Source organism: Streptomyces xanthii (genome assembly GCF_014621695.1).
Classification (GTDB): Bacteria; Actinomycetota; Actinomycetes; order Streptomycetales; family Streptomycetaceae; genus Streptomyces; species Streptomyces xanthii.
This window is the reverse complement of the sequence record NZ_CP061281.1, coordinates 2,555,471-2,568,380: the sequence shown is the minus strand read 5'-3', so window position 1 is coordinate 2,568,380 and position 12,910 is coordinate 2,555,471. Positions and strand designations below refer to the sequence as shown.

At 72.4% G+C, this 12,910-nt stretch carries 16 protein-coding genes; 8 read left to right on the top strand and 8 right to left on the bottom strand.

Translation table 11 applies throughout. From position 1 onward, the window contains the following. Positions 1 to 236 precede the first annotated feature (236 nt). A complete protein-coding gene (locus tag IAG42_RS11535; RefSeq protein WP_188336929.1) occupies positions 237 to 497 on the bottom strand; it encodes a UBP-type zinc finger domain-containing protein in 261 nt (86 codons plus the stop codon). Positions 498 to 548: 51 nt separating this feature from the next. On the opposite strand from IAG42_RS11535, the gene IAG42_RS11530 reads away from it, so the two are divergent. After that, complete coding sequence (locus tag IAG42_RS11530) at positions 549 to 2,147, top strand: Na+/H+ antiporter (RefSeq protein ID WP_188336928.1); 1,599 nt, start codon at positions 549 to 551, stop codon at positions 2,145 to 2,147. Here IAG42_RS11530 and IAG42_RS11525 read toward each other — a convergent pair. The 3 genes from IAG42_RS11525 to IAG42_RS11515 all read right to left on the bottom strand — a co-directional run bounded on the left by IAG42_RS11525 (position 2,126) and on the right by IAG42_RS11515 (position 4,179). Beyond that, positions 2,126 to 3,124, bottom strand: coding sequence for a 1-aminocyclopropane-1-carboxylate deaminase/D-cysteine desulfhydrase (locus IAG42_RS11525; protein WP_223205948.1), 999 nt, complete (start codon positions 3,122 to 3,124; stop codon positions 2,126 to 2,128). The two genes, IAG42_RS11530 and IAG42_RS11525, sit on opposite strands and share 22 nt — an antisense overlap. 51 nt (positions 3,125 to 3,175) lie before the next feature. Continuing rightward, positions 3,176 to 3,766, bottom strand: a complete 591-nt coding sequence (locus IAG42_RS11520) for a peptidoglycan recognition protein family protein (RefSeq protein WP_188336927.1) — start codon at positions 3,764 to 3,766, stop codon at positions 3,176 to 3,178. Positions 3,767 to 3,945: 179 nt separating this feature from the next. After that, positions 3,946 to 4,179 (bottom strand): hypothetical protein, encoded by a 234-nt coding sequence (locus tag IAG42_RS11515; RefSeq protein ID WP_188336926.1) that lies wholly within the window; start codon positions 4,177 to 4,179, stop codon positions 3,946 to 3,948. Positions 4,180 to 4,434: 255 nt separating this feature from the next. Between IAG42_RS11515 and IAG42_RS11510 the strand changes: the two genes are divergently transcribed. The 3 genes from IAG42_RS11510 to IAG42_RS11500 all read left to right on the top strand — a co-directional run bounded on the left by IAG42_RS11510 (position 4,435) and on the right by IAG42_RS11500 (position 7,738). Next, the gene (locus tag IAG42_RS11510) at positions 4,435 to 5,841 is read left to right on the top strand and encodes a family 2B encapsulin nanocompartment shell protein (RefSeq protein WP_188336925.1); all 1,407 of its coding nucleotides are present in this window, start codon (positions 4,435 to 4,437) and stop codon (positions 5,839 to 5,841) included. A 40-nt stretch (positions 5,842 to 5,881) separates the two neighbouring features. Next, entirely contained in the window at positions 5,882 to 6,940 is a 1,059-nt protein-coding gene (locus IAG42_RS11505) for a family 2 encapsulin nanocompartment cargo protein polyprenyl transferase (protein ID WP_188336924.1), read from the top strand. Between the two features lie 159 nt (positions 6,941 to 7,099). Continuing rightward, complete coding sequence (locus IAG42_RS11500; RefSeq protein WP_188336923.1) at positions 7,100 to 7,738, top strand: GNAT family N-acetyltransferase; 639 nt, start codon at positions 7,100 to 7,102, stop codon at positions 7,736 to 7,738. Positions 7,739 to 7,753: 15 nt separating this feature from the next. On the opposite strand, the gene IAG42_RS11495 is transcribed toward IAG42_RS11500, so the two are convergent. Then, complete coding sequence (locus tag IAG42_RS11495; RefSeq protein ID WP_188336922.1) at positions 7,754 to 8,344, bottom strand: TetR/AcrR family transcriptional regulator; 591 nt, start codon at positions 8,342 to 8,344, stop codon at positions 7,754 to 7,756. A 152-nt stretch (positions 8,345 to 8,496) separates the two neighbouring features. Here IAG42_RS11495 and IAG42_RS11490 point away from each other — a divergent pair, with 152 nt between their 5' ends. Further along, positions 8,497 to 9,084: a dihydrofolate reductase family protein gene (locus IAG42_RS11490; protein ID WP_188336921.1), complete on the top strand. Its 588-nt coding sequence runs from the start codon at positions 8,497 to 8,499 to the stop codon at positions 9,082 to 9,084. A gap of 17 nt (positions 9,085 to 9,101) precedes the next feature. Continuing rightward, positions 9,102 to 9,425, top strand: coding sequence for a DUF952 domain-containing protein (locus tag IAG42_RS11485; RefSeq protein WP_188336920.1), 324 nt, complete (start codon positions 9,102 to 9,104; stop codon positions 9,423 to 9,425). A 40-nt stretch (positions 9,426 to 9,465) separates the two neighbouring features. Here IAG42_RS11485 and IAG42_RS11480 read toward each other — a convergent pair whose 3' ends face one another. Further along, positions 9,466 to 10,299 (bottom strand): ATP-grasp domain-containing protein, encoded by an 834-nt coding sequence (locus tag IAG42_RS11480; RefSeq protein WP_188336919.1) that lies wholly within the window; start codon positions 10,297 to 10,299, stop codon positions 9,466 to 9,468. 109 nt (positions 10,300 to 10,408) lie between these two features. Between IAG42_RS11480 and IAG42_RS11475 the strand changes: the two genes are divergently transcribed. Next, positions 10,409 to 11,218: an ATP-grasp domain-containing protein gene (locus IAG42_RS11475; protein ID WP_188336918.1), complete on the top strand. Its 810-nt coding sequence runs from the start codon at positions 10,409 to 10,411 to the stop codon at positions 11,216 to 11,218. Between the two features lie 75 nt (positions 11,219 to 11,293). Here the strand turns inward: IAG42_RS11475 and sodN are convergent, their stop codons facing one another. Further along, positions 11,294 to 11,689, bottom strand: a complete 396-nt coding sequence (sodN, locus tag IAG42_RS11470) for a superoxide dismutase, Ni (protein ID WP_161304267.1) — start codon at positions 11,687 to 11,689, stop codon at positions 11,294 to 11,296. A 161-nt stretch (positions 11,690 to 11,850) separates the two neighbouring features. On the opposite strand from sodN, the gene sodX reads away from it, so the two are divergent. After that, positions 11,851 to 12,294: a nickel-type superoxide dismutase maturation protease gene (sodX, locus tag IAG42_RS11465; protein ID WP_188336917.1), complete on the top strand. Its 444-nt coding sequence runs from the start codon at positions 11,851 to 11,853 to the stop codon at positions 12,292 to 12,294. On the opposite strand, the gene IAG42_RS11460 is transcribed toward sodX, so the two are convergent. Further along, positions 12,198 to 12,827: a CGNR zinc finger domain-containing protein gene (locus IAG42_RS11460; RefSeq protein ID WP_188336916.1), complete on the bottom strand. Its 630-nt coding sequence runs from the start codon at positions 12,825 to 12,827 to the stop codon at positions 12,198 to 12,200. The genes sodX and IAG42_RS11460 overlap by 97 nt on opposite strands. Positions 12,828 to 12,910 lie beyond the last annotated feature (83 nt).

Here is a 12,910-nt window from a genome sequence, read left to right as displayed (position 1 = left end):
TCGGGCTCCGGAGGACGATCCCCCCGGGTGATGCGCCACGTATATCTGCGGTGACGCTACCGCGCGCCCGACTTTCCTGTCCCGGGGACCCCCGGCCCACTGCTGTCACTCATAGTAAGCCTACGGGTACGGACAGTGGCTAGAGGTGGGGCGGGCTCAATTGGAAAGAGCGGGCGCCGCATTGACGTACCCAGGCGCCGACCCGTCGAACCGCCCGCGGGCGCGGATCCTCGGGATCACACGAGAATCGAGTCGACGAAGCACCAACGCCAGTCCTCACCAGGCTCGAAGGTGCGCATGACCGCGTGCCCGGTGTCCTTGTAGTGCTCCGTCGCGTGCCGGAACGGCGAGGAGTCGCAGCAGCCGACGTGACCGCAGACGAGACACAGGCGCAGTTGCACAGGGTGACTGCCCAGGGCCAGGCACTCCAGACAGGTCTCGCTCAGGGGCGCCGGTTCCGGTTGCGGCAGCGCGTCGACGTGCGGGCACTCGTACATGATGGCCAGGTTACGACGGGCACGGCGCGCAGGCCGGGCGGAAGGCGGGTCATGGACGTATTGCCACTGGTGGGACTGGTCGCGGCGAGCGCCGCGGTGGCCGGGGTGGCGCGCCGGACTCCGGTGCCGGCGCCGCTCCTCCTCGTCGCGGTGGGGCTCGTCGCCTCGTACGTCCCGGGCGTTCCCGAATACGCGCTCGACCCGCACGTCGTGCTGCCGCTGATCCTGCCGCCCCTGCTGCACACCGCGGCCCTGGAGAGCTCCTACCTGGACCTGAGAGCCAACATCCGGCCCGTGGCACTCCTGTCGGTGGGCTACGTCCTGTTCGCCACCGTCGCGGTCGGCTGGCTCGCCTACCAGCTGATCCCCGACCTGCCGCTGACCGCCGCGCTCGTCCTGGGCGCCGTGATCGCCCCGCCGGACGCCGTCGCCGCGACCGCCATCGCCCGGCGGGTGGGGCTGCCCTCGCGGATCACCACGATCCTCCAGGGCGAGTCCCTGGTGAACGACGCGACCGCGATCACCGCCTACAAGGTGGCGCTCGCCGCGGCCGTCGGCGAGGGCGCCAGCTGGGCGGGCGGCATCCGGGAGTTCCTCGTGGCGGCCGTCGGCGGCGTCGGCATCGGCCTCCTCCTGATGGTGCCGCTGCACTGGCTGCGCACGCACCTGAAGGAGGCGCTCCTCCAGAACACGCTGTCCCTGCTGATCCCGTTCGTCGCCTACGCCGTCGCCGAGCAGTTCGGCGCCTCCGGGGTGCTCGCCGTCGTCACCGTGGGCCTCTACCTGGGACACCGCTCCTACCAGGTGGACTTCGAGACGCGGCTCCAGGAGGCGGCCGTCTGGAAGGTGGTCGCGTTCATCCTGGAATCCGCGGTCTTCGCTCTGATCGGGCTCCAGCTGCGCGTCGTCCTGAAGGGGCTCGGCGAGTACAGCGTCGGGCAGGCGGTCTGGTACGCGTTCGGCGTGTTCCTCTTCGTGGTGGTGATCCGCTTCGTGTGGTCCTACCCGGCCACCTACCTGCCGTGGTGCTTCTCGTCGCGCATCAGGGAGCGGGAGAGCGACACCGACTGGCGACGGCCCCTCATCGTCAGCTGGGCGGGCATGCGCGGCGTCGTGTCGCTGGCCATCGCGTTCTCGATCCCGCTCGTCACGGACGAGGGCGAGCCGTTCCCCGCGCGGAACCTGGTGCTCTTCCTGACCTTCACGACCGTCATCGGCACGCTCGTCGTGCAGGGGCTCACGCTGCCGCCGCTGATCAAGCTCCTCAAGCTGCCGGGCCGAGACGTGCGGGCCGAGACGCTCGCCGAGGCGCAGGCGCAGAACGCGGCGTCCACGGCGGCCGAGGAGCGCGTGGACGCCCTCATGGAGGACCAGCGCAACTGCCTGCCCCAGCCCCTCCAGGACCGCCTCCGCACCGTCCTGGAGCGCCGCCGCAACGCGGTGTGGGAGCGCCTGGGCCAGACCAACCCGGTGACCGGCGAGTCCGCCGACGACACCTACCGCCGGCTCGCCCGTGAGGCGATCCAGGCCGAGCGCGAGGTGTTCGTGAAGATGCGCGACGAGCGCCGCATCGACGACGAGATGCTGCGCACCCTGCTGCGCCGCCTGGACCTGGAGGAGGCGGCGGCCTACCGCGAGGTCGACGACTGAGGCGGGGGCGCGGGCGAGGTCGACCGGGAGGGTGACCGCGACGGCTCCGGTGCGTCGGGCGCGCCCGTGATCACCGCCGCCACGGTCGTCCCCGGAGCGAACGCGCCCTCCTCCGTCAGCACCGTGAGGGCGTGCAGCATTTTGGCGACATAGAGACGCTCGACGGGCAGCCCGTGGCGCTGCTCGAACTCCTGGGCGAAGGCGTCGAGCTCGGCGGGCACGCGCGCGTAGCCGCCTCCGTGGAAGCGGTCCGTCACCTCCCAGACTCCCCGCCGCCCGCCGAACGCGCCGGTCTGCAGCGCCTCGACCTCACCGCTCAGGAACCCGCCCTTGAGCACGGCCACCCCGAGCGCCCGCTGCCCCTCGTCGAGCCCCGCCGCGAGGCCCGCCAGCGTCCCCCCGGTCCCGCAGGCGACGGCCACGACATCGGCCCGCCCGCGCAGTTCGCGCCCGAGCTCCACGCACCCCCGCACCGCGAGCGCGTTGCTCCCGCCCTCCGGCACCACATAGGCGCCGGCGGCTCCCGCGTCGTCGAGCACCCGCGCCAGCACCTCGGGTTCCCGCTTCGACCGGTACGTGGACCGGTCGACGAAGAACAGACGCATCCCGTCCGCCACGCACCGCCGCAACGACCGGTTCAGCGGCCGGGCCGCGAGCTCGTCGCCCCGGACGACACCGATCGTGGGCACGCCCAGGAGCCGGCCCGCGGCGGCCGCGGCCCGCAGATGGTTCGAGTACGCGCCCCCGAAGGTCACGATCGCGCGCCCGCGCGCCTCCGCCAGGTTCGGCGCGAGCTTGCGCCACTTGTTGCCCACGAGGTCCGGATGGATCAGGTCGTCCCGCTTCAGGAGCAGACGTACGCCGCGGCGCGCGAACCGCTCGTCGTCGACCTCGGCGAGCGGTGAGGGCAGCCGCGGCGGGGGACCGGCGCCGGTCAGGGGCGTCGGCGCGGGGCCGGTGGGGTTCGGGCGGGGCACCCGGCCATTGTCGGACACCGGTCCGGGCGCCCGCCGCCGCGGCCCGCGCCGCTACTTGAGCCGGTCCCGGATCCGCCCGCGCATCGCCGCCATGGTGAAGCCCTTCGGGTCGACCTTGCCCGGCTGCCACTCCAGGTGGCCGATGACGGACCGCTCCGTCCAGCCGTGGTGACGGCAGATCGCGGCCGCCGCCTTCTCGATCGCCTCCAGCTGCGCCGCCGGCCACGGGTCGTCCCCGTCGCCGAGGTTCTCGCACTCGAAGCCGTAGAAGTGCCGGTTCCCGTCCGTGTTCGCCTCGTTGTCGTGCGGGAGGGCCTTCTCCGCGATCACCGCGCGCAGCACGTCGTCGTCGCCGAGGCCCGCGTGGTTCGCCCGCCCGTAGCCGACCAGATGGACCCGGCCGTCCTTCGTGATGACTCCGTGGCACAGCGGGCCGGGCAGATCAGGATGACCGTTTCGGCACAGCTCCACCGTGCGGGCGCTGCCCGAGGTGACGGTGTGATGGATCATCACGCCGTGCACCGGGCCCCAGGCGCCCTTGTGATTGCGGTTGTGATGGCGCCAGTCGCCGACCTCGACCACCGTCAGGCCCTCGTGCTCGAGAGCGGCGAGAAAACTGCTCGCGGACATGGGTGGGGCCATGGCCGCCTCCTTCGCGGGCGCGACGACCACCGGGTGCGGAACGTCTCGTACCGCTGCTTGTACCGGAACGGCCCCGCACGGACTACTCGTTCGTATCCCGTGCGATGCGATCCGGACAGCCCCGGACGGCCCCGCGCGCTCCCCGCGGTCGGGGCCGGCCGTGGTGGGCCCGCGGGCGGTCAGCTCCGCAGGAAGCTGTCACCGTGCTCGGCGATGTGCGACTCCAGGGCCTGGAGCGCCTGCTGCGTCGCGTCCGGGCTGCCGCTGCCCCGGCGCTCCGCGTAGTACGCCGCGCCCAGGCGCTTGAGCAGATCGGAGCCGGCCCGCTGCGCCTGCACCTCGTCCAGCTTCTGCTTGCCCTGCGTCAGCCCGCGCTGCGCCTGCTCCTTGGCCCGGTCCAGAAAGCCCGCCATCATGGTCACCTTTTCTGTCGTCCGCTGCCGGCGTCTGCCGTGTCTCTCGCCCTCTTCAACGCGCGCCCCGATCTTGGAGTTCCTAAAACCGGCGATGCGGGACGGACGGGATGAGCCGGATGGATCGCGGCCTGGGCGCGCGTCCACTGCCCCGCATCCGAGCGATGCATTCCCGCTCATTTGTGTAATGGCGCGACTGCGGAGCGTACTGGAAGGGTGGCGCTCGCAGGTCAGTTCATGATCGGGAGGGCATTCATGTCGGTAGGCGAAGAGGTCCGCACGGAGCAGCCGGGTGAGCAGAAGAGCCTCGGCACATCCGCCGCGCGGAATCTGGCCACCACCACCAAGTCCGCGCCGCAGATGCAGGAGATCAGCTCCCGCTGGCTGCTCCGGACGCTGCCGTGGGTCGACATCCAGGGCGGCACGTACCGGGTCAACCGACGGCTGAGCTACACGGTCGGCGACGGGCGGATCACCTTCGTGAAGACGGGGGACCGGGTCCGGGTCATCCCCGCCGAGCTGGGGGAGCTGCCCGCGCTGCGCGGCTTCGAGGACCCGGACGTGCTGGACGAGCTGGCCCAGCGCTGCACACAGCGGGAGTACGAGGCCGGCCAGGTCATCGCCTCGTTCGGCAGCCAGACGGACGAGGTCTTCCTCCTCGCGCACGGCCGCGTCGAGAAGATCGGCACCGGCCCGTACGGGGACGACGCCGTGCTCGGCGTCCTCGCCGACGGCGCCTACTTCGGCGACCAGGCGCTCCTCGACACCGAAGGCATCTGGGAGTACACGGCCCGCGCCGCGACCGCGTGCACCGTGCTCAAACTGCCCCGCCGCGACCTGGAGCAGATCGCCGAGCGCTCCGACGCGCTGCGCGAGCACCTGGAGCGGCTGCGCGCGATCCCGGAGCAGCGGGCGAACCGGTACGGCGAGAAGGAGATCGACCTCTCCGCCGGTCACGTGGGCGAGGCCGTGCTGCCCGGCACCTTCGTCGACTACGAGGCGGCGCCCCGCGAGTACGAGCTGAGCGTCGCCCAGACCGTGCTGCGCATCCACTCGCGCGTGGCGGACCTCTACAACCAGCCGATGAACCAGACGGAGCACCAGCTCCGGCTCACCGTCGAGGCGCTGAAGGAGCGCCAGGAGCACGAGCTCATCAACAACCGCGAGTTCGGCCTCCTCAACAACTGCGAGTACGACCAGCGGCTCCAGCCGCACGACGGCGCGCCGAGCCCCGACGACATGGACGAGCTGCTCAGCCGGCGCCGCGGTTCCAAGCTGTTCCTCGCGCACCCCAAGGCCATCGCCGCGTTCGGCCGCGAACTCAACAAGCGGGGCCTGGTCCCCGAGAGCATCGACGTGGCGGGCAACCGCATCCCGACCTGGCGCGGTGTCCCGATCTATCCCTGCAACAAGATCCCGGTGACCGAGGCCCGCACCACCTCCATCATCTGCATGCGTACCGGTGAGGACGACCAGGGCGTCATCGGCCTGCGCCAGTCCGGCATCCCGGACGAGATCGAGCCCAGCCTGTCCGTCCGCTTCATGGGCATCAGCGAGCAGGCGATCATCTCCTACCTCGTCACCACCTACTACTCGGCGGCGGTCCTGGTGCCCGACGCGCTCGGCGTGCTGGAGAACGTCGAGGTCGGGCGGTGGCGTTGACCCGGCGCGAGCGCCCGCGCGCCCGGCGGGGGGTGAGCCCATGACGCAGACGACGGAGCCACCCGTGACCACAGAGTCCGCCGAACCGACGGCCCTGGCGCAGGCCAGGACGAGCGTCGATCCTGAACTGCGCAGAGCCGTCGACGCACTGCCCGCGTCCATACGCAGGGTCGCCCGCCACCACTTCGGCTGGGAGCACGCCGACGGCACGCCCGCTACGGGGAACGCGGGCAAGGCCGTACGTCCCGCCCTCGTCCTCGCCGCCGCGCGGGCCCTCGGCGGGGAGCCCGGGCAGGCCGTACGGGCCGCGGCCGCGGTGGAGCTGACCCACAACTTCACGCTGCTGCACGACGACGTGATCGACCGGGACGCCACCCGGCGGCACCGGCCGACCGCGTGGACCGTCTTCGGGGACGCCGACGCGATCCTCACCGGGGACGCCCTGCAGGCCCAGGCGCAACTGCTGCTCGCCGAGGACCCGCACCCGGCGGCCCCGGCCGCGGTGGCCCGGCTCGCGGCCTGTGTCGTCGAGCTGTGCGCCGGCCAGGTCGCCGACGTCGCCCTGGAGGGGCGCGACCCGAGGGAGGTGACGCTGCCGGAGACCCTGGCGATGGCCGAGGCCAAGACCGGGGCGCTGCTCGGCTGCGCCTGCGCCCTCGGCGGGCTCTACGCGGGGGCGGACGCGGCGCAGGTCGCGGCGCTCGACGCGTTCGGCCGGGCCGCGGGGCTCGCGTTCCAGCTGATCGACGACGTCATCGGGATCTGGGGCGACCCGGCCCGCACCGGCAAGCCGGCCGGGGCCGATCTCGCCGTCCGCAAGAAGTCGCTGCCGGTCGTCGCGGCACTCGCCTCCGGCGGGCCCGCGGCGGACGAGCTGGCCGCGCTGTACGGGCCACCGGGCCCGGGGAAGGAGGGCCCCGCCGAACTGGAGGCGATCGCGCTGGCCGTCGAGCGGGCGGGCGGCCGGGACTGGGCGCAGGCCCAGGCCGCCGACCAGATGGCCCGCGCGGTCGACGAGCTGGCGCGGGCCGTGCCGGTGCCGCAGTCCGCGGACGGGCTGCTCTCGCTCGCGGAGTTCGTGACGCGGCGGGGGCACTGACGCCTCCGCCGATGGGGCCGAGCGGCGCACGGGCCCCGCATTCCACCGCGTTCCGGGCGGGGGAGCGGGGCCCGTGCGCCGTCGCACCGGTGATCGCCTAGGCTGCGAACGCCCGCGCACGGACAGCGGGTTGGTGCGAGCCACAGGGGGCGGACGGGCGTGGGTGTGCGGATTCGGCGGGCTCAGGAGAGCGACCGGGACCTCGTGGTCGGACTGCTGGACGCGGCGTTCATGGACGACCCGGTCAGCGGCTGGGTCCTGCCCGGCGAGGAGTACCGGCGGGCCCGGCACGCGCGCCTGATGGGCGTGTTCACCGACGTGACGTACGAAGAGGGCTTTATCGACCTGGCCGAGGACGGTTCGGCGGCGGCCCTGTGGGTCGACGTGCCGGCCGAGCCGCACCGGAGCGAGGACGGCGACGCGGGCGAGGGCGGCGACGCGGGCGAGGGCGGCGAGGACGAGGCCGTCCAGGTGCGTCTGGCCGTCGACCCGGACAATGAGCGGGTGGAGCAGATCGCCCGCTGGACCTCCGAGATCCACCCGGCGGGACGCGCGCACGCCTACCTGTGGATGATCGGCGTCGCCCCGGACCGGCAGGGCGAGGGCCTCGGCACCGCGCTGATGGCGCCGGTTCTGGAGCGCTGCGACCGTGAGGGACTGCCCGCCTACCTGGAGGCGAGCAACCCGCGCAGCCGCGCCCTGTACGAGCGGCTCGGGTTCGTCTTCACCGGCACCGCGCTCGACCTCCCGGACGGCCCCTCGCTGTGGCCCATGTGGCGGGAGCCGCAGCAGCACTGACGCCCGGCCGGGCCGTCACGCCTGAGGGACGATCCGCTCCACCAGCCGCTCGACGACCCCCTCGGGCACGCTCACGCCCGGGATGGCGCCCTCCAGCATGCCCGGCATCGTCAGCGTCTCCAGGATGAGCCCGAGCGTGCCCAGGTAGAGCAGCGTGACCTCCTCGGCGCCGCCGGGCAGCCCGGACGCGAGGTGGAACGCGACGCCCTCGTCCAGGTCGCCGCGGAGCGACTTCATCAGGGAGGCGCGCAGTTCGGGCCGCCGGCCCGCCTCCAGGCGCATCTCCATCAGGGCCAGGAACCCGGTGCGGTCACGCTGCGCGCGGCCCAGCAGATCGCGCATGAACGCGGTGACCAGGGCGCGGTCCCGGGGCCGGGTGAGCAGCTCCTCGACGACCGCGGGGTCCGGCGCGAGCCGCCGGTGCAGCCAGGTGTCGATCTGGCCCAGCAGGTCGTCGCGGCTGGTGAAGTAGTTCGAGGACGTGCCGGTGGGCACGCCCGCGGCGGTGTCCACCGCCCGGAAGGTCAGCCCGCGCGCGCCCTCGGCGGCGAGCACCTCGACCGCCGCGTCCACGAGGGCGGCCCTGCGCTCCGGATTCCTCACCATGTCCGCACCCAACTCCTTCTGTCCGACAAGGGCTTGTCGCAAGCGGCTGCCGTAAAGGGCTTGCGCAACCACTACAAGTGAAGCACTCTAAGTGTAGTGGTTCGCCCCACGGCAACCACACCATCCTTTGCCGTCCACGAAAAGAGACCAGCTTGCGCAAGCTCACCTACTTCGTCGCCGTGTCCGTCGACGGCTTCATCGGCGACGAGTCCGGGAACGGCGACGTGTTCACCACGTACGTCGACGAGGAGTTCATGGCCTTCCTCGCCGCCGAGTACCCGGAGACCCTGCCGACCCATGTCCGGGCGGCGGTCGGCCTCGACGGCGTCCCGAACCGGAAGTTCGACACCGTCCTCCAGGGCCGCGGCAGCTACCAGGTCGGCCTCGACGCTGGCATCACCAGCCCCTACGGGCACCTGCGCGAGCTCGTCGCGACGCGCAGCCTGGAGAAGTCCCCCGACCCGAACGTCGAGCTGATCCGCGACGACGTCGTCGGCCGCGTCCGCGCGCTCAAGGCGGAGGACGGCGACCGGGACATCTACCTGTGCGGCGGCGCGCAACTGGCCGGACTGCTCGCCGACGAAATCGACGAACTGATCGTCAAGACGTACCCGGTGGTGTTCGGCGGCGGCATGCCGATGTTCGCCGGCCGCTCCAGCGCGATCACCGCGTTCGCCCTGGAGGAGAACCGCACGTTCGGGAACGGCGTGATCGTCCGCCGGTACGCCAGGAAGTCGTAGCGCTCTAGGTTGTACGTATGACTGAGCTGCTGCACCTCACCGAGCGCACCCTCTGGGAGCAGGCCCGCGCCACCGGCACGTACACCGGGTCGACGCGGGGCAAGACCCTCCAGGACGTCGGCTTCATCCACTGCTCGTACGGCCCTCAACTGCGCGGCATCGCCGAGGCGTTGTACGGGAAGGACCCCGAGCCCGGCACGCTGGTCGTCCTCGTCGTCGACAGGGACCGGCTCGACGTGCCGGTGCGCGACGAGGAGGGCGTGCCGGGCGGCGAGCTGTTCCCGCACATCTACGGGCCGCTGCCCGTCGCCGCCGTCACCGAGGTCCGCGACTGGCCCTGAGCCACCCGGCGCCTGAGGGCCCTGACAGAGCCCGCCCGGTCTAACGACTTTCCGCGAGCGCGGCGCGCACCGACTCCGTCATCGCGGCGACGAACGTGTCCCGCGTCGCCTCGTCCACCAGGTCGAGGGAGAGATACGGATTGAGGTCCTCCAGCTCGACGAGCAGCAGGTCACCCTCCGGAGTGCGGCAGGCGTCGACCCGCTGGATGCCGTGCCGGACGGTGTTCCATTCGACGAAGCGCCGGGCGAACTCCCGGTCCGCGTCCGTCGGTTCGTAGGGGCGCAGCTCCCAGCGCCGCTCCGGGTCCGGCGCGTACAGGGCGTACTGCATGGTGTCGTCCACGAAGTAGAACGACACCTCGTAGCGGAACCGGATCCGCGGCTGGACCAGCAGGCCGTCCTCGTAGGGGAGCCCGGTCAGCTCGTCCGGGCCGACGAAGCGCAGGCCTATGGAGTCGGCACCCAGCTTCGGCTTCGCCACGTACTCCTCGGCGGCCGGCAGCCGGTGCAGGTCGGCGGCACGGTCGACGGTCGGGATCACGGGGAACCCGGCGTCGGTGAGGTCCAGCAGGTACTGCTTGCCGGCCATGTCGCCGCGGCCGTCCAGCGGGCTGTAGACCGTCGTGCCGCGCTCCACGGCCCGCGCGCGGAAGGCCTCGTACGCCTCCGGGTAGCCGATGACCGGGCCGCTGTTGCGCACGACGACCCCGTCGAAGTCGTCCATCAGCGCGGCGGCGTCCCGCGGGTGGCACAGGGCGAGGTCGAACGCGGAGCGCAGCCGCGAGGTCAGGAAGATGTCCTCGTCGCAGTAGCGGCGGCCACGGGCCTCGTAGGCGAGATCGGTGACGTAGAGGACGCGGGGACGGCGGGCCATGGGCGGGGCTCCTGGGACGATCGGGGCGGCGGGGGACACCTGTAGGGGGCGATGCCGCTCAGTGTCCCGTACGCCCCGACGGCCCGCGCAGCCTGGTGGAATGGGCCGCATGACCGCCGCCCCGCGCCCCTTCCTCGCCGTCACCCCGCACGCGAGCCCGACGCGCGAACTGCTCGCGGGAGCCGCGGCCAGGCGCGGCATCGACGTCGTGGAACTCGCGGGCCCCGACGGCGCCAAGGACCTGCGCGGCCGCCCCGAGGGCCACTACTACGGCGGCCCGGCGCTCGCTGCCCACGTCGCCGGCGACCTGGGCGTCGCCCTCCTGGAACCCACCGACGCCTGGCTCACCGAACTGCCCCGCTCCGTCACCGGCCGCTCCCTGCGCCGGGCGACCCTGGCCGAGGCGCGCCGGCTGAGCGGCCCCGCCTTCGTCAAACCGCCCACCGACAAGTCCTTCGCGGCCGCGGTCTACGCCGACGGCGCCGCGCTCCCGGCCGGCCCGCCGCCCGCCACGCCGGTACAGATCGCCGAAGTCGTCACCTGGACCGCAGAGTTCCGCCTCTTCGTCCTCGACGGCGAGATCCGCACGGGCGCCCAGTACGCCACGTACGGCCGGCTCGACGCGGCGCCCCTCGAAGGACACCCGCGGCAGACCCCCGTACGGGACTTCGCGCACCGCCTCCTCGCGGCGCACGCCGCCACCCTGCCCAGCGCCGTCGTCCTCGACGTCGGACTCCTCGCGGACGGCACCTGGGCGGTCGTCGAGGCGAACATGCCGTGGTTCAGCACCGTCTACGCGGCCGCACCGGACCGCGCGCTCGACGTCGTCCTGCGCTCGGCAGGACCCGCGGCCCGCGTCACCGGCCGGGACCAGCCCTTCGACCGGGGCCGGGCACGCCGAAGGGGCTCGGCGTGGTGACGCCGAGCCCCTTCGAGACGTTCGTCGGCCCTGCGAGGGTGCACCGCCCGAGGGTCGTGAACAAGCAGGCCGGGATCAGGCCTTCTTGGTCTCCCAGAAGATCTTGTCGATCTGGGCGATGTAGTCGAGCGCCTTCTGGCCCGTGGCCGGGTCCGACGAGGCCTTCGCGGCCGAGAGGGCCTTGAGGGTGTCGTTCACCAGCTGGTGCAGCTCCGGGTACTTCTCGAAGTGCGGGGGCTTGAAGTAGTCGCTCCAGAGCACCGACACGTGGTGCTTGGCGAGCTCGGCGCGCTGCTCCTTGATGACGATGGCGCGCGTCTGGAACGCGGCGTCGTCGTTGGCGGCCATCTTGTCCTGGACGGCCTTGACCGACTCGGCCTCGATGCGGGCCTGGGCCGGGTCGTACACGCCGCAGGGGAGGTCGCAGTGAGCGCTGGCCTTCACCTTGGGGGCGAACAGGCGGGAGAGCATGTAGCTGTCCTTCCTCGTGATCGTCTTCTCAGGTGGGACATTACTCCGTGCGGGACGGGTTTTCTCGAGTGCCCCCGGGGGCTTAGGCCAAAAGTCCGGGGCCAGACTTGGACTGATGGAGGATGGGACGGGAGCACGGCGGGAACCGGGGAGGTTGTCTGATGCCCGAGGCGATCGAAGAAGTGCGCGAGGCGAAGGTGCCGTTTCAGATCATTGAGGTCGAGGGCCCGTCCATGGTGCCGACCCTGTACCCCGGCGACTGGATGCTGGTGCAGCACGGCGCCCGGGTGCGGCCTGGGGACGTCGTCGTCCTGCGGCACCCGTTCCAGCAGGACCTGCTGGTCGTCAAGCGGATCGCCGAACGCCGCGACGGCGGCTGGTGGGTGCTCGGGGACAACCCGGGCGCCGGGGGCGACAGCACCGTCTACGGAGTCGTGCCCGACGAGCTGGTGCTCGCCCGGGTGCGCGGCCGGCTGCGCCGCCGCAAGCCGTGGGAGCAGGGGGAGGGTCAGCGCTCGGTGACGGCGGTGCTGTCCTGGGTGTTCTCCGCGGTGCGGCCCGTGCGCTGCGACCGGTCGGCCTCCAGGCGCTTGCGGGCCCGGTAGGCGGCCACGTTGGCCCGGGTCGCGCAGCGGTCCGAGCAGTAGCGGCGAGAGCGGTTCGTGGACGTGTCCAGGTACGCGTTGCGGCAGGGCGCCGCCTCGCACAGGCCGAGCCGGTCCACGCCGTACTCCGTCAGATGGAAGGCGAGGCCCATCGCGGCGATCGCCGCGTAGCCCGCCGTCGCGTTCGACGGATGGTCCGCGAGGTGCATGTGCCACAGCGGGCGCCCGTCGTCGTCCCGGTGGTCGTGCCCGGAGATCTGCGGGCTCACCGGGAACTCCAGGAGCAGGGAGTTCAGCAGGTCAACGGCGAGCGTCTCGTCGCCGCCGTCCGCCGCCTCGAACACCGCGCGCAGCCGGGCCCGCACCCCACGGAAGCGGGTCAGATCGGACTCGGTGGCGCGGCGGGCCGCCGACTGGTTGGCGCCGAACAGGGCGCGCACCGCGTCGACCGAGGTCAGCTCGTCCTTGCCGCGGCCCGGCTCCTCGCTGTTCACGAGACGCACCGCGTAGTCCGAGTAATAGGCCAGTTCCACTTGTAGTCCTTACCGGGGCCGTCTATCGTCGGGGCGAGCGAGGGTAATGCTCGCTCTAGGTTTCAGGGTATTACGCGCTCGTC